The organism is Paraburkholderia sp. GAS206C (assembly GCF_050435645.1).
In the GTDB taxonomy this organism is placed as follows: domain Bacteria; phylum Pseudomonadota; class Gammaproteobacteria; order Burkholderiales; family Burkholderiaceae; genus Paraburkholderia; species Paraburkholderia phenazinium_B.
The window spans coordinates 204,560-225,459 of sequence record NZ_JBNDKR010000003.1 but is presented as its reverse complement, the minus strand read 5'-3'; the positions used below and the strand labels follow the sequence as shown (position 1 = coordinate 225,459).

20 protein-coding genes are annotated in these 20,900 nt (G+C 62.4%); 13 read left to right on the top strand and 7 right to left on the bottom strand.

Annotated features, from left to right (window positions below; genetic code table 11):
* Positions 1-85 precede the first annotated feature (85 nt).
* Both uvrA and P3T20_RS09360 read left to right on the top strand, forming a co-directional pair.
* Positions 86-2,959, top strand: a complete 2,874-nt coding sequence (gene uvrA, locus P3T20_RS09365) for an excinuclease ABC subunit UvrA (protein ID WP_074265922.1) — start codon at positions 86-88, stop codon at positions 2,957-2,959.
* A gap of 35 nt (positions 2,960-2,994) precedes the next feature.
* Positions 2,995-4,080, top strand: a complete 1,086-nt coding sequence (locus tag P3T20_RS09360) for an AI-2E family transporter (RefSeq protein ID WP_429286771.1) — start codon at positions 2,995-2,997, stop codon at positions 4,078-4,080.
* A gap of 151 nt (positions 4,081-4,231) precedes the next feature.
* Here P3T20_RS09360 and purU read toward each other — a convergent pair whose 3' ends face one another.
* The 5 genes from purU to P3T20_RS09335 all read right to left on the bottom strand — a co-directional run bounded on the left by purU (position 4,232) and on the right by P3T20_RS09335 (position 9,366).
* Positions 4,232-5,101 carry a formyltetrahydrofolate deformylase gene (purU, locus tag P3T20_RS09355; RefSeq protein ID WP_074263312.1) on the bottom strand — a complete coding sequence of 290 codons (870 nt, stop codon included), beginning with the start codon at positions 5,099-5,101 and terminating at the stop codon, positions 4,232-4,234.
* A 68-nt stretch (positions 5,102-5,169) separates the two neighbouring features.
* Positions 5,170-6,018: a DUF4743 domain-containing protein gene (locus P3T20_RS09350; protein WP_429286770.1), complete on the bottom strand. Its 849-nt coding sequence runs from the start codon at positions 6,016-6,018 to the stop codon at positions 5,170-5,172.
* Positions 6,019-6,086: 68 nt separating this feature from the next.
* Positions 6,087-6,701 (bottom strand): LysE family translocator, encoded by a 615-nt coding sequence (locus P3T20_RS09345; protein ID WP_074263310.1) that lies wholly within the window; start codon positions 6,699-6,701, stop codon positions 6,087-6,089.
* A 20-nt stretch (positions 6,702-6,721) separates the two neighbouring features.
* The gene (locus P3T20_RS09340; RefSeq protein WP_429286769.1) at positions 6,722-7,288 is read right to left on the bottom strand and encodes an adenine phosphoribosyltransferase; all 567 of its coding nucleotides are present in this window, start codon (positions 7,286-7,288) and stop codon (positions 6,722-6,724) included.
* Between the two features lie 86 nt (positions 7,289-7,374).
* Complete coding sequence (locus P3T20_RS09335; RefSeq protein ID WP_429286768.1) at positions 7,375-9,366, bottom strand: cation:proton antiporter; 1,992 nt, start codon at positions 9,364-9,366, stop codon at positions 7,375-7,377.
* Positions 9,367-9,501: 135 nt separating this feature from the next.
* On the opposite strand from P3T20_RS09335, the gene kdsD reads away from it, so the two are divergent.
* The 11 genes from kdsD to P3T20_RS09280 all read left to right on the top strand — a co-directional run bounded on the left by kdsD (position 9,502) and on the right by P3T20_RS09280 (position 18,895).
* Positions 9,502-10,485, top strand: coding sequence for an arabinose 5-phosphate isomerase KdsD (kdsD, locus tag P3T20_RS09330; RefSeq protein WP_429286975.1), 984 nt, complete (start codon positions 9,502-9,504; stop codon positions 10,483-10,485).
* Complete coding sequence (locus tag P3T20_RS09325) at positions 10,485-11,048, top strand: KdsC family phosphatase (RefSeq protein ID WP_429286767.1); 564 nt, start codon at positions 10,485-10,487, stop codon at positions 11,046-11,048. The genes kdsD and P3T20_RS09325 overlap by 1 nt, the downstream gene beginning before the upstream one ends.
* Entirely contained in the window at positions 11,045-11,653 is a 609-nt protein-coding gene (gene lptC / locus P3T20_RS09320; protein WP_429286766.1) for an LPS export ABC transporter periplasmic protein LptC, read from the top strand. Before P3T20_RS09325 ends, lptC begins: the two co-directional genes overlap by 4 nt.
* Before the next feature lie 19 nt (positions 11,654-11,672).
* Positions 11,673-12,344 (top strand): lipopolysaccharide transport periplasmic protein LptA, encoded by a 672-nt coding sequence (gene lptA, locus P3T20_RS09315; RefSeq protein WP_074263304.1) that lies wholly within the window; start codon positions 11,673-11,675, stop codon positions 12,342-12,344.
* The gene (gene lptB, locus P3T20_RS09310) at positions 12,341-13,141 is read left to right on the top strand and encodes an LPS export ABC transporter ATP-binding protein (protein ID WP_074263303.1); all 801 of its coding nucleotides are present in this window, start codon (positions 12,341-12,343) and stop codon (positions 13,139-13,141) included. The genes lptA and lptB overlap by 4 nt, the downstream gene beginning before the upstream one ends.
* Positions 13,142-13,325: 184 nt before the next feature.
* Entirely contained in the window at positions 13,326-14,852 is a 1,527-nt protein-coding gene (locus tag P3T20_RS09305) for an RNA polymerase factor sigma-54 (protein WP_074263302.1), read from the top strand.
* A gap of 171 nt (positions 14,853-15,023) precedes the next feature.
* Positions 15,024-15,383 (top strand): ribosome hibernation-promoting factor, HPF/YfiA family, encoded by a 360-nt coding sequence (hpf, locus tag P3T20_RS09300; RefSeq protein WP_074263301.1) that lies wholly within the window; start codon positions 15,024-15,026, stop codon positions 15,381-15,383.
* Positions 15,384-15,617: 234 nt separating this feature from the next.
* Complete coding sequence (gene ptsN, locus P3T20_RS09295) at positions 15,618-16,133, top strand: PTS IIA-like nitrogen regulatory protein PtsN (protein WP_074263300.1); 516 nt, start codon at positions 15,618-15,620, stop codon at positions 16,131-16,133.
* A gap of 143 nt (positions 16,134-16,276) precedes the next feature.
* Entirely contained in the window at positions 16,277-17,245 is a 969-nt protein-coding gene (hprK, locus tag P3T20_RS09290) for an HPr(Ser) kinase/phosphatase (RefSeq protein ID WP_074263299.1), read from the top strand.
* 82 nt (positions 17,246-17,327) lie between these two features.
* On the top strand, positions 17,328-18,221 hold the full coding sequence (gene rapZ, locus P3T20_RS09285; protein WP_074263298.1) for an RNase adapter RapZ: 894 nt from the start codon (positions 17,328-17,330) through the stop codon (positions 18,219-18,221).
* A gap of 41 nt (positions 18,222-18,262) precedes the next feature.
* Complete coding sequence (locus P3T20_RS09280; RefSeq protein WP_074263297.1) at positions 18,263-18,895, top strand: LON peptidase substrate-binding domain-containing protein; 633 nt, start codon at positions 18,263-18,265, stop codon at positions 18,893-18,895.
* Positions 18,896-18,912: 17 nt separating this feature from the next.
* Here the strand turns inward: P3T20_RS09280 and mutY are convergent, their stop codons facing one another.
* Positions 18,913-20,043, bottom strand: a complete 1,131-nt coding sequence (gene mutY / locus P3T20_RS09275) for an A/G-specific adenine glycosylase (protein WP_083611347.1) — start codon at positions 20,041-20,043, stop codon at positions 18,913-18,915.
* Between the two features lie 7 nt (positions 20,044-20,050).
* Positions 20,051-20,881: a bifunctional DNA-formamidopyrimidine glycosylase/DNA-(apurinic or apyrimidinic site) lyase gene (gene mutM, locus P3T20_RS09270; protein ID WP_074263296.1), complete on the bottom strand. Its 831-nt coding sequence runs from the start codon at positions 20,879-20,881 to the stop codon at positions 20,051-20,053.
* Between the last annotated feature and the right edge of the window lie 19 nt (positions 20,882-20,900).

Here is a 20,900-nt window from a genome sequence, read left to right as displayed (position 1 = left end):
AACAGCGGTCTCGAAAAGTCGTTATAGTAGCAGGTTTAGCCTCTTCCTCTTTCCGCCAGTCAATGGCCAGGTAATGGATCAACGCGTGGAACAAATCCGTATCCGTGGGGCTCGCACCCACAACCTGAAGAACGTCAGTCTCGACCTGCCACGTCACAAGCTCATCGTGATTACCGGCCTGTCGGGCTCGGGAAAATCGTCGCTTGCGTTCGACACGCTCTATGCGGAAGGACAGCGGCGCTACGTCGAAAGTCTCTCCGCCTATGCACGGCAATTTTTGCAGCTGATGGAAAAGCCTGACGTCGACCTGATCGAAGGTCTGTCGCCGGCCATTTCGATCGAGCAGAAGGCTACGTCGCACAATCCGCGTTCCACGGTCGGCACCGTCACCGAAATTCACGACTACCTGCGTCTGCTGTTCGCGCGAGTCGGCACGCCGTATTGTCCGGATCACGAGATTCCGCTGCAGGCGCAAAGTGTCTCGCAGATGGTCGATGCAGCACTCGCGCTGCCGGAAGACACCAAGCTGATGATCCTGGCTCCGGTGGTGGCGAACCGCAAGGGCGAACACGTCGAGCTGTTCGAGGAAATGCAGGCGCAGGGCTTTATCCGCTTTCGCGTGCGTTCGGGCGGCGGCACGGCCAATGAGGAAGTCGCGAAGATCTACGAAGTGGACTCGCTGCCCAAGCTGAAGAAGAACGACAAGCATACGATCGACGTCGTCGTCGACCGTCTGAAAGTGCGCGCCGACATGAAGCAGCGCCTTGCAGAATCGTTCGAAACGGCGCTGCGTCTCGCCGACGGCCGCGCCATCGCGCTCGAAATGGACACGGACAAGGAGCATCTGTTCAGCTCCAAGTTCGCCTGCCCGATCTGCTCGTATTCGCTGCAGGAACTCGAGCCGCGTCTCTTCTCGTTCAACAACCCGATGGGCGCGTGTCCGGAGTGCGACGGCCTCGGCCAGATCACTTTCTTCGATCCGAAGCGGGTGGTCGCGCATCCGTCGCTGTCGCTCGCGGCAGGTGCGGTGAAGGGCTGGGACCGGCGCAATCAGTTTTACTTCCAGATGCTGCAAAGCCTCGCCGCGTTCTACGAGTTCGATATCGACGAAGCCTTCGAAGATCTACCGGAAAAGGTTCGCAAGATCCTGCTGTTCGGCTCGGGCAAGCAGACCATTCCGTTCTCGTACATCAACGAACGCGGCCGTGCGTCGATTCGCGAGCATGTATTCGAAGGGATCATCCCGAACCTCGAACGCCGTTACCGCGAGACCGATTCGGTCGCAGTGCGCGAAGAACTCGCGAAGTACCAGAACAACCAGGCCTGCCCCGCCTGCGAAGGCACCCGCTTGCGCCGTGAGGCGCGCTTTGTGCGCATCGGCGCGGACGGCGACGCGCGCGGTATCTTCGAAATCAGCGGCTGGCCGTTGCGCGATGCGCTCGGCTATTTCCAGACGCTGCGCCTAGAAGGTTCAAAGCGCGAGATTGCCGACAAGGTGGTCAAGGAAATCGTCGCACGGTTAATGTTCCTGAATAACGTGGGGCTCGACTATCTGTCGCTGGAGCGCAGCGCGGAAACGCTTTCGGGCGGCGAAGCGCAGCGCATCCGGCTCGCCTCGCAGATCGGCTCTGGCCTGACTGGCGTCATGTACGTGCTGGACGAGCCGTCCATCGGCCTGCATCAGCGCGACAATGACCGTCTGATCTCGACGCTGAAGCATCTGCGCGATCTCGGCAACTCGGTAATCGTCGTGGAGCACGATGAGGACATGATCCGCATGGCCGACTACGTGGTCGACATGGGACCGGGCGCCGGCGAACACGGCGGCATGATCATTTCTGAAGGCACGCCCGATGAGGTGCAGGCGGACGCTGCATCGATCACGGGTCAGTATCTGTCCGGCGCGCGCACCATCGACTATCCGGACGAGCGCAGGGAGCCGGACGAGCGGCGTCTGCGCATCGTCGAGGCTTACGGCAACAACCTGCGGCACGTGACGCTCGACCTGCCGGTGGGTCTCCTGACCTGCATCACCGGCGTCTCCGGCTCGGGCAAGTCCACGCTGATCAACGACACGCTGTACCACGCGGTCTCGCATCACCTGTACGGCTCATCGGCCGAACCGGCACCGTACGAATCGATTGAAGGTCTCGAACACTTCGACAAGGTCATCAACGTCGATCAGTCGCCGATCGGCCGCACGCCGCGCTCGAATCCGGCCACCTATACTGGCCTCTTCACGCCGATCCGCGAGTTGTTCGCGGGCGTACCGGCTTCGAAGGAACGCGGCTACGATCCGGGCCGCTTCTCATTCAACGTCAAGGGCGGCCGTTGCGAGTCCTGCCAGGGCGACGGCGTGCTGAAGGTGGAAATGCACTTTCTGCCCGACGTCTACGTGCCGTGCGACGTGTGTCACGGCAAGCGCTACAACCGCGAAACGCTCGATGTGCAGTACAAAGGCAAAAACATCAGCGAAGTGCTGGAACTGACGGTTGAAAACGCCTACGAGTTTTTCAAGGCCGTTCCGGTGGTGGCGCGCAAGCTGAAAACGTTGCTGGACGTGGGTCTTGGGTACATTCGCCTGGGGCAGTCGGCCACTACGCTGTCGGGGGGTGAAGCTCAGCGTGTCAAACTTTCGCTGGAACTGAGCAAGCGCGACACCGGTCGCACTCTATACATCCTCGACGAACCGACGACCGGTTTGCACTTCCACGATATTGCTTTGTTGCTCGAAGTAATTCACCGTTTGCGAGACCAGGGTAATACCGTGGTGATCATCGAGCATAATCTCGATGTAATCAAAACTGCGGACTGGGTCATCGATCTCGGTCCGGAAGGCGGTGCCGGCGGCGGTCAGATCATCGCTCAAGGCACGCCGGAGCAGGTGGCGAAGTCGAAGGCAAGTTTTACCGGTCGATATCTGGCGCCGCTGCTCAAACGCGACGCCGCCAAAAAATGATGCTGCAAACCCTAGGTTGGATACGGAAATAAGCCATGACCAAGCGTAACGAGGCGCCCGAAGAAGGGCAGGTGCAGGATCTGCGCCCACGCCCGGTCAGGCTGACGAGCGACATGAGCCTGCCCAGACTGTCCGCCGTCGAGATCGGCAGTTACCTGCTAATGCTGGTCGGCATGATCGCAGTCCTGAATCTGCGGCTGCTCGGCGCGTTGCTGGCCGGGCTGCTCGTGTTTCAGCTCATCCAGACAATCGCTCCTCGCATCGAAAGACATATGTCGAGCCAGCGCGCGCGCTGGCTTTCGGTGGTGATCCTGGCCACGGTGATCGTCGGCGTGCTGACGGGCATCGTAATCGGCATCATCGACCACTTCGAAGGCGACGTGCCGAGCGTGCAGATGCTGCTCAACCAGGCCATGCAGCTGATTGACGAGGCGCGCGGGCGGATTCCGCAGTTCGTCGCCAACTATCTGCCTGTCGACGCCGATCAGATGAAAGCACGCGCCACCGAATTGATGCATACCCATGCCGGCATGCTGCAGCAAGGCGGCAAGAACGCGGCGCGGGTTTTCACGCATATCCTGATCGGCATGATCATCGGCGCGATCATCGCGGTCGGGGCGCAGAAACCGATTCAGCGGCTGCCGCTGTCCACCGCGTTCGTCACTCGCGTGATGCGGTTTGCGGACGCCTTCCGTCGCATCGTGTTCGCGCAGGTGAAGATTTCAGCGATCAACTCCGTGTTCACCGGCATCTTCCTGCTGGTGATCCTGCCGATCTTCCACGACCGGCTACCGCTCTCCAAGACGCTGGTGCTCGTCACGTTTATCGTCGGCTTGCTGCCGGTGATCGGCAATCTGATCTCGAACACCATCATTGTCGCAGTCGCGCTCTCCGTGAGCTTTCCGGCCGCGGTCATGTCGCTCGTGTTCCTGATCCTGATCCACAAGCTCGAATACTTCCTGAATGCGCGGATCGTCGGCGGCCAGATCGAAGCGCGCACGTGGGAACTGCTGGTGGCGATGCTGGTGATGGAAGCGGCTTTCGGCCTCCAGGGCGTGATCGCCGCGCCTATCTTTTATGCGTATATCAAGCGGGAGCTGATTTATCTGCGGATGGTTTGAAGGGTTTGATACCGCGAGCCTGAACAGCGGCAGCGGTACGCGTCCCGAACGCCGCGCCCCATGAAAAAGGCCGCCTGTCGCAATGACCGGCGGCCTTTGTTTTTCTGCAAAGAGGCACAGACTCCGCGAATTCAGTAGCAGCAGTTCCCGCTCAACGGAACACCACCGTCTTGCTGCCATTCAGCACGATACGATGTTCGACGTGCCACCGCACTGCCCGCGCCAGCGTCACGCATTCGACGTCGCGGCCAATCGCCGTCAACTGATCCGGCGTCATGCTGTGGTCGACGCGCTCCACTTCCTGTTCGATGATCGGACCTTCGTCGAGATCGGTCGTCACATAGTGCGCGGTTGCGCCGATCAGCTTCACGCCGCGGTCGAATGCCTGGTAATACGGCTTCGCGCCCTTGAAGCTCGGCAGGAACGAATGGTGGATATTGATCGCGCGCCCCGCGAGCCGCTCGCACAGCTTCGGCGACAGAATCTGCATATAGCGGGCAAGCACCACCAGATCGGCCTGATGCTCGTCGATCACTTCGAGCACCCGCGCTTCCTGAGCCGCCTTGCCCTCGGGCGTCGAAGCCAGCAGCGGAAAGTGGTGGAACGGAACGTCATAGCTCGCGGCGAGTTGATAGAAGTCCTTGTGGTTCGAGATGATCGCGGCAATCTCGATGCCGAGCTGGCCGGTACGGTAGCGGAACAGCAAGTCGTTCAGACAATGACCGATCTTCGACACCATGATCACGACGCGCGGCTTCACGGTCGCATCGTGCAGCTCCCAGTGCATGCCGAACTCGTCGGCAAGCGTGCTGAACGCGGTACGCAGCGCTTCCAGACCCGGATCGCCGCCTACCTGCTGGAAATGCACCCGCATGAAGAACTCGCCGGTGTGGCTGTCGCCGAACTGCGCGGAGTCGAGAATGTTGCTGCCGCGCTCAAACAGAAAGCCGGACACCGCATGCACGATGCCGGGCCGGTCGGCGCACGACAGTTTGAGAATAAAGCTGTGATCGGTCGACATGACCTGGGTGACTCCCTTCTTCAATCCGTGATCGTTTAGTGTGATGCAAGGACGCTGTGCGTCACGCGTTATGCAGCGGCCGGCGGCACGAACAGCGCTTCGATCCCCGCGCAGTCCTCAGCGTCGATCCAGCGGCGGCGCAGCAGGCAGTCGAGCGTAGCGAGGCTGGCATCCACGGTCATCGCGTCTTCCTCGATCCAGCGCGCAACCTCATCGATGCGCGCCAGCCGGTGTTCGCCCACTTCGCCGTCCTGATTGCGCGGTGTGAAATCCGCGGGCAACGCGAGGTCGTAGACGAAGATCTGCTCGGCCTGGGTACCCTCCGGCAGCGATTGCAGTACATGCACTGTACGCCCTGCCGTGGCGCGCGCAGCGATCGCTTCGGGGATGCCGGCTTCTTCCCAGCACTCCTTGACAATCGTCGCCTCCACGCCGAAGCCCCAGCCTATCCCGCCTGCGACCACGTTATCCAGCATGCCCGGATCGGTCGCCTTGGTGTCGCTGCGGCGCGCGATCCACAGTTGCGGCGCGCCATCCGCGTATTCTACGACGCCGTTCAGATGCACCGCGTAGGTCATCGTGCCGAAAAAGCGCGACGCCGCGCGCTCGATATACGCAAGCGGCTGCGCGTCGAAGTGGTTGCGGATCGCGTAAGTTTCATCGCGCCAGCCTGGAATCCTGCCATCCGCGGCGAGCGCGCCGATTACAGCGCCCAGTGCAGCACTACGCATATCGAGGCTGGAGTAGCGTGACGGTAACGTCACGCCCGCCGCGTCGACATCGAAAACATCCGGCCAGCGGGCCAGCAACGGCACATCCGTTGCGCGGATCCAGCCGACCTGCTGGCCTTCCATCAAGAACGGCCGATGCGCCTGCGCATCGAACCGGCGCGCTTTGGTGATACAGGGCAAGGTCATGAGTGCTCCAACGGCACGGCGCGACGGCGCCACGCGGGTCAGTTCAGAAGCGGGTCGCAGCAGGCAGCCTAGTCGCGCAGCGCCACGCGAATGCCGATTGCGATAAAGGTCGCACCAGCGAGACGGTCGAGCCACACGCCGACGCGCGGACGACGCTTCAACCAGCTGCCGATCATCCCGGCGCACACGCCGAACAGCGAAAACACGACCACCGTCTGCAGCATGAACACCAGACCCAGTTCGAGCATCTGCACCGGCACGCTCTGCACGCCATGCGGCTCGATGAACTGCGGCAGGAACACCAGGAAAAACAGCGTCACCTTCGGGTTCATCATGTTGCCGAACACGCTTTGGCGAAACACCGACCACAGCGGCTGCGCCGGACGCTCATGAGCCGTCGCAAGCCCCTGGCTGCGCAGCGCCTTGATGCCGATCCAGATCAGGTAGGCAGCGCCCGCGTACTTGATGGCCTGGAATGCCATCGGCGAGGAACGCAGCAACGCGGCTACGCCGAGCGTGGCGAGCGTCGTGTGGAACGTGATGCCGGCCGCAAAACCGAGCGCGGCGACCAGCCCGGCGGCACGTCCCTGCGAGATGCCGCGCGCAAGTACTTGCAGGTTGTCGGGGCCGGGGGCGAAGGTGATCGCCATCGAGGTGGCGAGGAACAGCAAAAAATTCGGCATGCGTCTTCCCTCGTGATTGTTCAGTGACCGCCAAACTCAGTGACCGTAAACAGCGGCAACCCAGCCGAGCGCAACAGGGCGGCCCCGCCCAGGTCCGGCAGATCGATGATCGCCGCGCCTTCGATCACCACCGCGCCGAGCCGCTCCAGCAGCTTCTTGCCGGCCATCATGGTGCCGCCAGTCGCAATCAGATCGTCGACGATCAGAACGCGGTCACCCTGTCCGCAGGCGTCCGCATGAATCTCGACGGTCGCCGTCCCGTATTCGAGCTCGTACGACTCGGACTCCGTCTTGTACGGCAGCTTGCCGGCCTTGCGAATCGGAATGAAGCCCACATTCAACTCGTACGCCAGCACCGGCCCGATAATGAAACCGCGCGCGTCGAGGCCCGCGATGTAGTCGAGCCTCGCGTCAATATAGCGCTGGACGAACAGGTCGATCAGTACGCGAAAGGTCTTAGGATGCTGCAGCAGCGGCGTGATATCGCGAAACTGCACGCCGGCCTGCGGCCAGTCGGACACGGTGCGAATCTGGCTTTTGACGAACGCAGCCGCGTCGAGCGGGGCGCTCGCAAGCGCGTTGGACATGATGACTCCAGATGGATCCGCATGGATCCGGATAAAAGGCTTAAGAATCTCGCGCGGCGGCCCGATTCAGGCGCCCACTCACGCGCTCACGCCGCCCGGCGATGCCGCGACAGCCGTTCTTCGGCTTCGGCCAGCGCTTCGGGCAAGCCGCGCAACACGACGATGTCGCTCGCACGCAGCTTGGTGGACGGATCGGGCTCCACGCCGCGAATGCCATGGCGGCGGATCGCCGTCACTTCGACGCCCATGTCGACCAGCCCCACTTCCGCGAGCGTGCGGCCCACGGCGTCCGAGTTCTCGTCGACCGGCACCGATTGTAGTCGCACCTGCTCGTGACTGTCGTCGTCGCCCACGTCGTCGGCACCGTGGAAATAGCCGCGCAGCAGACTATAGCGCTCGTCGCGCATCTCCTCGACACGCCGCACCACTCGCCGCATCGGCACGCCCATCAGCACGAGCGTGTGCGACGCCAGCATCAGGCTGCCTTCGACAATCTCCGGAATCACTTCGGTGGCCCCGGCGGCGAGCAGCTTCTCGAGGTCGGCGTCATCCACCGTGCGCACGATGACCGGCAGCGTCGGCTCGAGTTCGTGGATGTTGTGCAGCACCCGCAGTGCAGACGGCGTATTGGCGTAGGTGATCGCCACCGCAGCCGCGCGATGGATACCCGCAGCCAGCAGCGATTCGCGCCGCCCCGCATCGCCGAACACCACCGATTCGCCGGCCGCCGCAGCCGCCGCGACCCGGTCCGGGTCGAGGTCGAGCGCGACGTAGGACAGGCCTTCGTGTTCGAGCATACGCGCGAGGTTCTGCCCCGCCCGGCCGTATCCGCAGATGATCGTATGGCCGCTTTGTTTCAGGCTTTGCGTAGCGATGCGCGTCATCTGCAAGGACTGCATCATCCATTCAGTCGACGACAGCCGCAGCACGATGCGGTCCGCGTTCTGGATCAGGAACGGCGCTGCCAGCATCGACAGCAGCATCGCGGCGAGAATCGCCTGCAGTAACGTCGCGTCGACCAGGTGTTTGTCGAGAATCAGATTCAGCAGCACGAAACCGAATTCGCCGGCCTGAGCGAGGCCGATGCCGGTGCGCATCGCCACGCCCGGTGTCGCACCGAACAACCGCGACAACGCGGTAATCATGATCAGCTTCAGCAGCAACGGCCCGAGCAGAAAGGCCAGCACGATGAACGGATGCTTCCAGATCACCATCGGGTTGAGCAGCATGCCGGTGGTGACGAAGAAAAGCCCAAGCAGCACGTCGCGAAACGGCTTGATGTCTTCTTCCACCTGATGCCGGTAAGGCGTCTCGGCGATCAGCATGCCGGCGATGAACGCGCCCAATGCGAGCGAAAGGCCGAACTTGTCCGTGATAAACGCCGCCCCAAGCGTCACGAGCAGCAGGTTGAGGATGAACAGTTCCTGCGAGCGGCGCCGTGCCACCACGTTGAACCAGCGCGTCATGAACTTCTGCCCGACGATCAGCAGCAAGGACAACGCAACGACGATCTTCACCGCTGCGAGCCCGAGCGCGGTCATCAGGGTTCGGGAATCGCCGCCGAGCGCCGAGATAATAATCAGCAGCGGCACCACGGCCAGATCCTGGAACAGCAACACACCGAAGATATTGCGGCCGTGCTCGGTCTCGATCTCGAGCCGTTCCGCCAGCATCTTGCTGACGATCGCCGTGGACGACATGGCGAGCGCCCCGCCCAGCGCCACGCTGCCCTGCCACGTGATATGCACCCAGCGCTCCAGCACGAAGCCGAGCGCGACGGCCACCGCGACCGTGCCGATCACCTGCAGCAGGCCGAGCCCAAACACCAGCCGGCGCATCGAACGCAGCTTGGCGAGCGAAAACTCCAGCCCAATAGAAAACATCAGGAACACCACGCCAAACTCGGCCAGGTTCTGCGCGCCTTGCGAATCCGGAACGATACCGAAAGCATGCGGCCCGACGACGATCCCCACCGTCAGATAGCCGAGCATGGGCGGCAGGTTCAGGAAACGGAAAACGACGACGCCTGCCACTGATGCCAGCAGCAGGAACAGCGTCATTTCAAGCGGGGAAATCATCTGAAAGCGTCCTGGTTCGTCGACATAACCATCGCACGCAAAGCGCCGTGCGACAAGGTTGAGGGGCCGGTGAGGGCAGCGGCCGGGGACAGCCGTCCCGGCGCGGCGAACAAACGCCTTTGCTATACTCCGCGAATGATAGCGAAAATCAATGGCGACCGGGCACTCGCCCGCGCTCGCAACGTGCTCGACATCGAAGCGGACGCCGTGCGCGCGCTTCGCGATCAACTCGACGATGGCTTCGTCGAGGCGATCGACTTCATCCTCAGCTGCCGTGGGCGTGTGGTCGTCTCCGGCATCGGCAAATCTGGTCACGTGGCCCGCAAGCTGGCGGCAACCTTCGCCAGCACCGGCACGCCCGCCTTCTTTGTACACCCGGCCGAGGCCAGCCATGGCGACCTTGGGATGGTCACGGCCGACGACGTGTTCGTCGCCATGTCCAATTCCGGCGAGTCCGAAGAGCTGATGGCGATCCTGCCGATCATCAAGCGGCTCGGCTCCCGGCTGATCGCGATCACCGGCAAGCCGGGCTCGAGCCTTGCCAAGCTGGCCGACGTGCATCTGAATGCGGGGGTCGCCAAGGAAGCTTGTCCGATGAATCTCGCGCCCACTGCCAGCACCACCGCCGCGCTCGCGCTCGGTGACGCGCTCGCGGTTGCCGTGCTGGAAGAACGCGGCTTCGGCCCAGACGACTTCGCCCGCTCGCATCCCGGCGGCGCATTAGGCCGGCGTCTGCTTACTTACGTACGCGACGTGATGCGCACCGGCGACCAGGTGCCGAAGGTGATGCCTGAGTCTACCGTACGCGATGCGTTGTTCCAGTTGACGGCCAAGCGCATGGGCATGACGGCGATCGTCGACGAAAACCAGCGTGTCAAAGGCATCTTCACCGACGGCGACCTGCGCCGCGTGCTCGAACGCAGTGGCGACTTCCGCGACCTGCCGATCGCCTCGGTGATGACACCTGGCCCGCGTACCATTGGCCCGGACCAACTGGCCATCGAAGCGGTGGAACTGATGGAGCGCCACCGGATCAATCAGATGCTGGTCATTGACGAAGCGGGCAGGCTCATCGGCGCGCTCAACATGCACGACCTGTTCTCCAAAAAGGTGATCTAATGGCCGCCGCGCCCCTTTCCGCTAACGAACGCGCACGCCGCGTGAAGCTGATGATTTTCGACGTCGACGGCGTGCTGACCGACGGCGGACTGATGTTCACCGCCGAGGGCGACACGATGAAGTCGTTCCATTCGATGGACGGCCACGGCGCGAAGCTGCTGCGCGAAGCCGGCATCGAGACGGCGATCATTACAGGCCGCAAGTCGGGCATCGTCGCCGTACGCGCCAAGGAACTGAAGATCACGCATCTGTACCAGGGCATCGAAAACAAGCCGGAAGCGTTTGCCGATCTGCTCAGGCAGACTGGCCGCATTCCTGAGGAATGCGGCTATATGGGCGACGACTGGGTCGATCTCGGCGTGATGCTGAAGGTCGGCTTCGCTGCGGCGCCCGCCAATTCGCATCCGGAAGTAATCGCACGGGCTCACTGGGTCAGCGAGGCGCGCGGCGGTCACGGCGCCGTGCGCGAAGTGTGCGACACCCTGCTGCGAGCGCAAAACAAGTACGACGAACTGCTTGCCAAGGCGTGCAGCGGCGGTGAGCAGCAGGGCCTCGTCGGATGAACCCGTTCCGCTTCACTTCGCTGATCCCGCTCATCGCAATGGCTGCGCTCGCCGGTATCACGTGGTGGCTGCTGCAGGCCACCGCGCCGCCGCCGCACGAAGGCGAGGTCAAGCCGAAAGAACATACGCCCGATTACTTTGCCGATAATTTCTCGGTGTCCGAACTGGATCAGTCGGGCGCCACGCAGTACCGGCTGACGGCCACGAACCTCGTCCATTACGAAGACAATGAACTGAGCGATCTGATCAAGCCGGCTATCCGCGCCTTCCAGCCGGGCAAGCCGATTGTCACGGCGACCGGCGACACCGGCACGGTGAACGGCGATGCCTCGATCGTCGATCTGTATGACCACGCCCGCATCCTGCGTGCAGCCGGTGACGGCGACCCGGCGATGCAGGCTGATTCCCAGCATTTTCGGGTACTGGTCAACGACGATGTGATCGAGACCGAAAAGCCGGTTAAACTTCAGCGCGGCCTGTCAGTCATGACGGCCAGCGGCATGAACTACAACAACGTCACCCGGGTCATGCAGCTGTTCGGCAATGTCCGTGGCGCGATCGCCGCGTCCGACGCGTCCGGCGGCTCCCTGAAGCAACCCGGGTAATCCATTCCAGCGTGACTGCATGAACGAATCGTTCCACCGTTTTGATACCGGCCGCGCGCGCACCTTGTCTGCGTGCCGGGCCGGACTTGCCGCGCTGCTGCTCGCGTTGCCCTTCATCGGCTTCGCGCCGCCGGCGCACGCCGAACGCGCCGACAAGGACAAGCCGCTCAATATTGAAGCGGACAACATGACGTATGACGACCTGAAGCAGGTCAACATCTTCACCGGGCATGTGGTGGCCACCAAAGGCACGATCGTCATCAAGGCCGATCGTGTCGAGGTGACCCAGGATCCGCAAGGCTATCAGTACGCTACCGGCACTTCGAGCGGCGGCAACCTGTCGTATTTCCGCCAGAAGCGCGAAGGCCTCGACGAGTATGTCGAAGGCACGGCCATCCGCATCGACTACGACGGCAAGCAGGACCTCACCACGTTGACGACCGACGCCACGGTGAACCGTCTGCAGGGCCTCTCGACGCTGATGGACACGGTCCACGGCAGCGTCATCACCTATGACGGCCAGAACGACTTCTACACCGCCAAGGCGGGTAAGGACGTCGCCGGCCCGGGCAACCCGAGCGGCCGTGTGCGCGCGATGCTGGCGCCGCGCAACGGCGGCGCCGCGCCGCTGACCGGCGCCTCCGCTACGCTCGTGCCGTCCAACAAGATCCAGGGAACCCCGCCCCAGTGAGCTCAGTAAACTCCGTCAATTCACCTTCCCTTCCCCACCGCAAGCCGGCGGGGACCAGTAGCTCGCTGGTGGTTCGCAATCTGAAGAAGCGCTATGGCTCGCGCACGGTCGTCAAGGACGTGTCGCTCGACGTCAAGAGCGGTGAAGTGGTCGGACTGCTCGGCCCGAACGGCGCCGGCAAGACAACCTCGTTCTACATGATCGTGGGCCTCGTGCCGCTCGACGCCGGTGAAATCGATCTGGACGGCAAATCGATCAGCCTGCTGCCTATCCATAAGCGCGCCTCGCTCGGGCTGTCGTATCTGCCGCAGGAAGCGTCGGTATTTCGCAAGCTCACCGTCGAAGAGAACATCCGCGCGGTGCTGGAACTGCAGCTTGACGAAAGCGGCAAGCGGCTCAACAAGGACACCATCACCACCCGCACCGAAGCACTGCTTGATGAGCTGCAGATTGCGCATCTGCGGGGCAATCCGGCGCTGTCGCTGTCGGGCGGCGAGCGCCGCCGCGTGGAAATTGCACGCGCGCTGGCGACTAACCCGAGTTTTATTCTGCTCGACGAACCGTTCGCCGGCGTCGATCCGATCGCAGTGCTGGAAATCCAGAAGATCGTCAAGTTCTTGAAGCAGCGCAACATCGGCGTCCTGATTACGGACCATAACGTGCGCGAAACGCTCGGCATCTGCGACCACGCCTACATCATCAGCGACGGCAGCGTGCTGGCCGCCGGTGCGCCTGGCGACATCATCGAAAACGAAAACGTGCGGCGCGTCTATCTGGGCGAGCACTTCCGCATGTAAGTATCCGAGGGGCATGAACGGCGGCGTCCCCCGCCGCCGGCCCCTTGCTGCGGCGGCCTCCCAGTATTTTTGACGCGGCAGGCCGCCCGCGCCCCTGCAGACCCAGTCCGGGCGCACGCGTTATCGCGAATGCCGCAAGGTATCGCGGTCGTGGCAAACTCTTTACAATGAATCTCAACTTGCCATGAAAGCCAGCCTACAACTCCGCCTGTCGCAGCATCTTGCGCTGACACCTCAACTGCAACAGTCCATCCGGCTGCTGCAGCTGTCTACGCTTGAGCTGCAGCAGGAGGTCGCGATGGCGATCTCCCAGAATCCTCTGCTCGAAAACGAGGACGACTGGATCGCGAGCCCCCTGCGCGTCGCCGCAGACGGCTCGCTGATCGCCCAGGCGCCCAACAACGCCGCGCCGGAGCAGATGGGCAACGGCTCGTCGTCCTCCTCCTCGTCGTCGTCCTCCAGCAGCAGTGAAGGTGGCGAAAGCGGCGAGCCGCAGGGTGTCGACGAGTACAACGGTCTCGCGTCCGACAGCAACGGCGATTCGTCCCAGTGGAATCTGGAGGACTACGGCCGTTCCGGTACCGCCTCCGACGACGACGACCTGCCGCCGCTGCAGATTCACGAATCGAGCACCTCGCTGCGCGATCACCTGATGGCGCAACTGCGCGTCACCCAGGCAAGCCAGCGTGACCGGGCGCTGATCACGTTTCTGATCGAGTCTCTGGACGACGACGGCTACCTGACCGCGACGCTGGAAGAAGTGCAGGCTGATCTGCCGGAAGAACTGGAAGTCGACCTGGACGAACTGAACGCCGCACTCGCGCTGCTGCATAGCTTCGATCCGGCCGGCGTGGGCGCACGGTCCGCTTCCGAGTGCCTGAAGCTGCAATTGCTGCGCCTCGACGGCTCGGCCACCCGCACGCTCGCCCTCGAGATCGTGGCTCACCATCTTGAACTGCTTGCCGCACGCGATTTCACGCGTCTGCGCAAACATCTGAAGGCAAGCGACGACGATCTGCGCGATGCACACGTGCTGATCCGCTCGCTCGAACCGTTCCCCGGCGCCGCCTACGGCAAGGCCGAGGCCGACTACGTCGTGCCCGACATCATGGTGCGCAAGATCGGTCAAAGCTGGCAGGCCGAGCTGAACCCGGAGGTCGTGCCGAAACTGCGTATCAATCATCTGTACGCAAACATTCTGCGGAACAACCGCGGCGATCCGGGCAGTGGATCGTTGCGTCAGCAACTCCAGGAAGCCCGCTGGCTGATCAAAAATATCCAGCAACGCTTCGAGACGATCCTGCGAGTGGCGCAGGCTATTGTCGAGCGTCAAAAGAGCTTTTTTGTGCATGGCGAAATTGCCATGCGGCCCTTGGTTTTGCGGGAAATTGCTGATACGCTGGGCCTACACGAGTCAACTGTCTCGCGTGTGACAACCGGTAAATACATGCTGACCCCATTCGGGACGCTTGAATTTAAGTACTTCTTCGGATCACACGTTTCGACGGACACGGGCGGCGCTGCCTCTTCAACGGCCATTCGCGCGCTCATCAAGCAACTGATAGGAGCGGAAAACACCAAATCTCCTCTTTCAGACAGCCGCATAGCCGAACTGCTGGCGGAGCAAGGATTCGTGGTCGCACGGCGCACCGTAGCGAAATACCGCGAAGCCCTCAGGATCCCGGCAGTCAACCTGCGCAAGTCTCTTTAGCTCGCCGCGTAGTGTGGCGGGCATTTTCCGGCCGCTCCGCCCGTTGGCGGACAGGCCGGCCGATGCGACCTGCCAGTAGTCAGTCACGGGGGACGGCTCAGGCGAGGCGAACGATCGACCGGTACCTGCCCCATCGTGCGGACCAAGCGGCCACTAGCATGGAGAAGCACTATGAACTTGCAGATCAGTGGACACCATCTCGAAGTAACGCCAGCGTTGCGAGAATACGTGATCACCAAACTGGATAGGGTGCTAAGACATTTCGATCAGGTGATCGATGGCAGTGTGGTCCTCTCGGTCGACAACCACAAGGAAAAGGTAAAGAGGCAAAAGGTTGAAATCAACCTGCATCTGAAGGGTAAGGACATCTTTGTCGAGAGCTGTGACGGCGACCTGTACGCCGCGATCGATCTGATGATCGACAAGCTCGACCGGCAAGTCATTCGTCACAAAGATCGCCTGCAGGGTCATCAGCACGACGCGATCAAGTATCAAGAGCTGGCGCCGCAACTGGACGTGCCGCCGCAATAAGCAGGACCGTGAAGGATTAGAGGGATTTTTCCCGACCTAGCTAAACCGCCCGGCAACGGGCGGTTTTTCGTTGGCTAGAACACATCGCACGACGAACAGGCATTGGCGCGCCGCACCATCCATGGTCGCGCTGTTCTATAATGGGCCGGTTACCATAGGGGTCATCGGGGTTATTCAGCGGGAGTCCTGCGTTTTTTGGGCTTCCAAGCACATCGCCGTGAGCATCAGTCGAGAATGGAACGCCACTCAAACGCCACAGCGAGGAGTATCCAGGCCACGTTTCCGCCTGCCAACATGAATCGTTTAGCCAAATTTCTTCCCCTCGAAAACGTCGTCGTCGGACTATCGGTCACCAGCAAGAAACGCGTCTTCGAGCAAGCGGGCCTGATTTTCGAAAACCAGAACGGCATCGCTCGCAGCACGGTCACTGACAATCTGTTCGCGCGCGAGCGCCTCGGGTCGACCGGTCTTGGCGAAGGCGTGGCGATTCCGCACGGCCGGATCAAAGGCTTGAAGCAGCCGCTCGCCGCCTTCGTGCGCCTCGCCGAGCCCATCCCCTTCGAATCGCCGGACGGTCAGCCGGTGTCGCTGCTGATCTTCCTGCTGGTACCCGAGCAAGCCACCCAGCAACACCTCGAAATTCTCTCGGAAATCGCCCAGTTGCTGTCCGATCGCGAGACGCGCGAACGGCTGCATACGGAAGAAAACCGCGAAGCATTGCATCGACTGCTCACTCAGTGGCAACCTTGATGCATCGGCGCCCATCCGCACGTCGGTCCCCCGCCTGCGAGCGGCTGGGTCCCCGTGTCGAATCCGGCTCGCGCCGGCTAATCCGGCTGCGCTGACGCAGCCGGCGCATGCGGGGCACAGGCCCACACTGGAGTCACGGACTCATGGATACGTCCAGCATCAACGCCCAAAGCATTTTCGACGACAACGCCGCCATGCTGAAACTCAGCTGGCTGACGGGGCATGAAGGCTGGGAGCGTGGCTTCTCGGCGGAAACGGTCGCCAATGCCACCTCGAGCGCCGACCTTGTCGGCCACTTGAACCTGATCCACCCGAACCGGATCCAGGTGCTCGGCGACGCCGAAGTCGACTATTACCAGCGCCAATCCGAAGAAGACCGCTCGCGCCACATGGCCGAGCTGATCGCCCTCGAGCCGCCGTTTTTGGTGGTGGCGGGCGGGGTCGCTGCGCCGCCGGAGCTGGTTCTGCGCTGCACACGTTCATCCACGCCGCTGTTCACTACGCCAATGTCGGCCGCAGCGGTAATCGACAGCCTGCGTCTGTACATGTCGCGCATCCTGGCGCCGCGCGCCACGTTGCACGGCGTGTTTCTGGATATTCTCGGCATGGGCGTGCTGCTCACCGGCGACTCAGGTCTCGGCAAGAGCGAACTCGGCCTCGAACTGATCAGCCGCGGTCACGGCCTTGTCGCCGATGATGCGGTAGATTTCGTGCGCCTTGGGCCAGATTTCGTCGAAGGCCGTTGCCCGCCGCTGCTGCAAAACCTGCTGGAAGTGCGCGGCCTCGGGTTGCTCGATATCAAGACTATTTTTGGTGAAACCGCCGTACGGCGCAAAATGAAGCTGAAGCTGATCGTTCAGCTCGTGCGCCGTCCGGATGGCGAATTTCAGCGTCTGCCACTGGAAAGCCAGACCGTCGACGTGCTTGGTCTGCCTATCAGCAAAGTCACCATTCAGGTTGCGGCCGGCCGCAACCTCGCGGTGCTGGTGGAAGCCGCCGTGCGCAACACAATCCTGCAACTGCGCGGCATCGACACGCTGCGCGACTTCATGGATCGGCAGCGCCTCGCCATGCAGGACCCGGACAGCCAGTTTCCCGGCAAGCTGATCTGAAACCGCCCGGTGTGTCCGGCGGCAACGGGGCACGCACGCGGGGACCAGATGCTATGATGAAACGTACAGATTTGACGACCTCATGCGCATTATTCTGATCACCGGTATTTCCGGCTCCGGCAAATCCGTTGCACTGAACGCGCTTGAAGACGCTGGCTACTATTGCGTCGACAATCTGCCGCCGCGCTTTCTGCCGCAACTCGCCTCCTACCTCGCAGCAGATGGTTACGACCGTCTCGCCGTTGCAATCGACGCGCGTTCCAGCGCCTCGCTCGACGACATGCCCGCGATGATTCGCGACCTGTCGCGCGAACACGATGTGCGTGTGCTGTTTCTGAACGCCAGCACGCAATCGCTGATTCAACGCTTTTCCGAAACACGCCGCCGCCATCCACTCTCCGGTTCGGCCTCGCACGATGCAGACGTGGGCCTGCTCACGTCGCTCGAAGAAGCGATCGAGCGCGAGCGCGAACTGGTCGGAAACCTGGCTGAGTTCGGCCACCAGATCGATACCAGCAACCTGCGCGCGAACGTGTTGCGCGCATGGGTCAAACGCTTTATCGAACAGGAGCACAGTGGCCTCGTGCTGATGTTCGAGTCGTTTGGTTTCAAGCGCGGCGTGCCCCTCGACGCGGATTTCGTATTCGACGTGCGCACGCTGCCCAACCCGTACTACGATCATCAATTACGCCCGCTTACGGGACTCGACAAACCGGTCATCGATTTCCTCGGTGCTCTGCCCGTCGTGCACGAAATGATGGGCGATATCGAGACGTTCCTCGCGAAGTGGCTGCCGCACTTTCGCGACGATAACCGCAGCTATCTGACTGTGGCAATCGGTTGCACGGGCGGTCAGCACCGCTCCGTTTTCATTGCCGAGACGCTCGCCGCGCGTCTTGCCAAGCAGGCCAATGTGATCGTGCGGCACCGCGATGCGCCGGTCGACGTCGGCGAATCATCGAAGTTAGTGGCTTAACCGGCCGCATCGCGCGGCCTTAACCCGAAGCGTTGCGCGCCATGTCCTCTACTTCTGTGCTTGCCGATGTGCCGCTGTTTCCGCTGCACACGGTGCTGTTTCCCGATGGGCTGCTGCCCCTGAAGATTTTCGAAGCGCGCTATCTGGACATGGCGCGCGAGTGTCTGCGCGAAAAGACTCCGTTCGGCGTATGTCTGCTAAAAAGCGGTGGTGAAGTGGCGCTTCCGGACGAGCCCTCCGTGCCTGAAGCGGTCGGCTGTCTGGCGGAGATCGGGGAGTGCGATGTCGAAACCTTCGGCATGCTGCTGATCCGCGCGCGTGGCACGCGGCGCTTCCGGCTGCTATCGCATCGCGTGGAAGCGAGCGGTCTCCTGGTGGGCATGGCGGAGTCGTTGCCGGACGACGTACCGCTCGAAGGCAACGAACTGCTGGCCAAATTTGGCGCTTGCGCGGAAGTACTGGAGCGGATCATCGCAACAATCCGCGAGCGCGATCCGGATAGCCTGCCGTTCGCGGAACCGTTCAAACTCGAAGACCCGACGTGGGTGTCAAACCGGCTCTCAGAAGTGTTGCCTATTGCCCTGCGGGCGCGGCAAAAGCTGATGGAGTTGCCGGATGCCGGGGCGCGCATCGATGTGGTTCATCACTACATGCAGCAGCATCAGTTGTTGTGAGGGCTCCTGCAAGCTATCTACAGCAAAGACCCGTGCAGACCGTCCAGCAGCTTGCGCACCGGCGCCGGCACGCCGTACGCGTCGATGTCGCGCAGCGCCACCCACACGGTTTCCGCATCACCTAGCACTAGCGACGTCTTGCCACCTGCGACACGACCCAGTTCCGCGATGCGCGGCTCGATATCCAGCCGGAAATGCGTGAACGTGTGTGTAAGCGGCGCAAGCGGTGAGACCGCGCCGTCGCCGCCGAATTCGCGTGCCCGCTTCGCCAACGCTGCTTCATCAGCCGCTTCCGGCAGGCTCCACAGCCCACCCCAGATACCCGACGGAGGCCGCTTTTCCAGCATCACCGTATCGCCGTCGCACAACACGAGCATCCAGGTACGTCGCGTCGGCACAGCCTTTTTAGGCCGCGCGGCCGGCAGTTGACGCTGCCGGCCGGTGACATTCGCCACGCAGTCGGGCGCGAACGGACAGCGCTCGCAGTCAGGCTTGCCGCGCATACACAGGGTCGCGCCGAGATCCATCAAGCCCTGTGTATAGGCGCTCACATCATCATTGCTGGCGTTGGACGGCAGCAATGATTCAGCCAGCGTCCACATGGCATTTTCGACCTTCTTTTCGCCTGGGAAACCTTCGACGCCAAACACCCGGGCCAGCACACGCTTCACGTTGCCGTCGAGAATCGTGGCCCGCGCACCGAACGCAAACGACGCGATCGCCGCCGCGGTCGAGCGGCCGATCCCCGGCAATTCGGCCAACGCCTCCACCGAAGCCGGAAACGCCCCACCCTGCAGTTCGACCACCGCCTGCGCGCACCGATGCAGGTTGCGGGCACGTGAGTAATAGCCGAGACCGGCCCACAGCGCCATCACGTCGTCGATCGGCGCTGCGGCGAGCGCGGCGACGTCCGGGAAGCGCGCCAGAAAACGCGCGTAATACGGAATCACGGTCGACACCTGGGTCTGCTGCAACATGATTTCCGACAGCCAGATGCGATAGGGGTCGCGTGTGTTCTGCCAGGGCAGGTCGTGGCGGCCGTGCTGACGCTGCCAGCCGATCAGACGTGCAGAGAAATCAGCGAGAGCAGGCTCGATGGGTAATACAGGCACGGTGGCCGTCGCGGACGGCGTTAAGCGGGAGGGCATCGGAAAATTAGCGCTGGCAGGTAGGACAAAAGTAGGTCGAGCGCTGCCCTTGCACGATCTGTTTGATCGGCGTACCGCACACACGGCATGGCAGCCCCGCGCGATCATAGACGAAATAATCGAGCTGGAAATAACCGCTTTCACCGTCACTGCCGACGAAATCGCGCAGCGTGCTGCCGCCTTTTTCGATCGCGGCAGCAAGCGTGACTCTCACCGCATCCGCGAGCAACCCGTAGCGGACCAGCGAAACACGGCCAGCGGGCGTGGTGGGCCGGATACCGGCGCGAAACAGGCTTTCGGACGCGTAAATATTGCCCACCCCCACCACGATCTCCCCCGCCAGCAGCGCCTGCTTGACGGAGACCTTGCGCCCGCGCGTCTCCCGGTGCATCAGCGCGCCGGAAAAAGCAGGCGAAAACGGTTCGACCCCGAGGCCGGCCAGCAGCGGATGCTCGAGCACATCGCCGTCTTCGCGCGAGTGCCAAAGGACGGCCCCAAAGCGTCGCGGGTCGCGATAGCGGAGAATGAACTCGTCGAAAATCCAGTCGATATGGTCGTGTTTCGCAGCAGCCGGCAGATGCGGCAGGTTGCGTAGCACGCGCAGCGTGCCAGTCATGCCCAGGTGCACAATGAACCAGCCGTCGTCGATTTCGAACAGCAGGTACTTGCCGCGCCGTTCGACCTTGTGCACCACGTGGCCCCGCAAGGTTCTCGCAAGGTCTGCCGGAATCGGCCAGCGCAGCGCGGGGGTGCGAACGTCGACGCGCTCGACCCGGCGTCCGGAGACGTACGGCTCGATTCCACGTCGGGTAACCTCAACTTCTGGCAACTCTGGCATGTCTAACTGGTCTGCAACT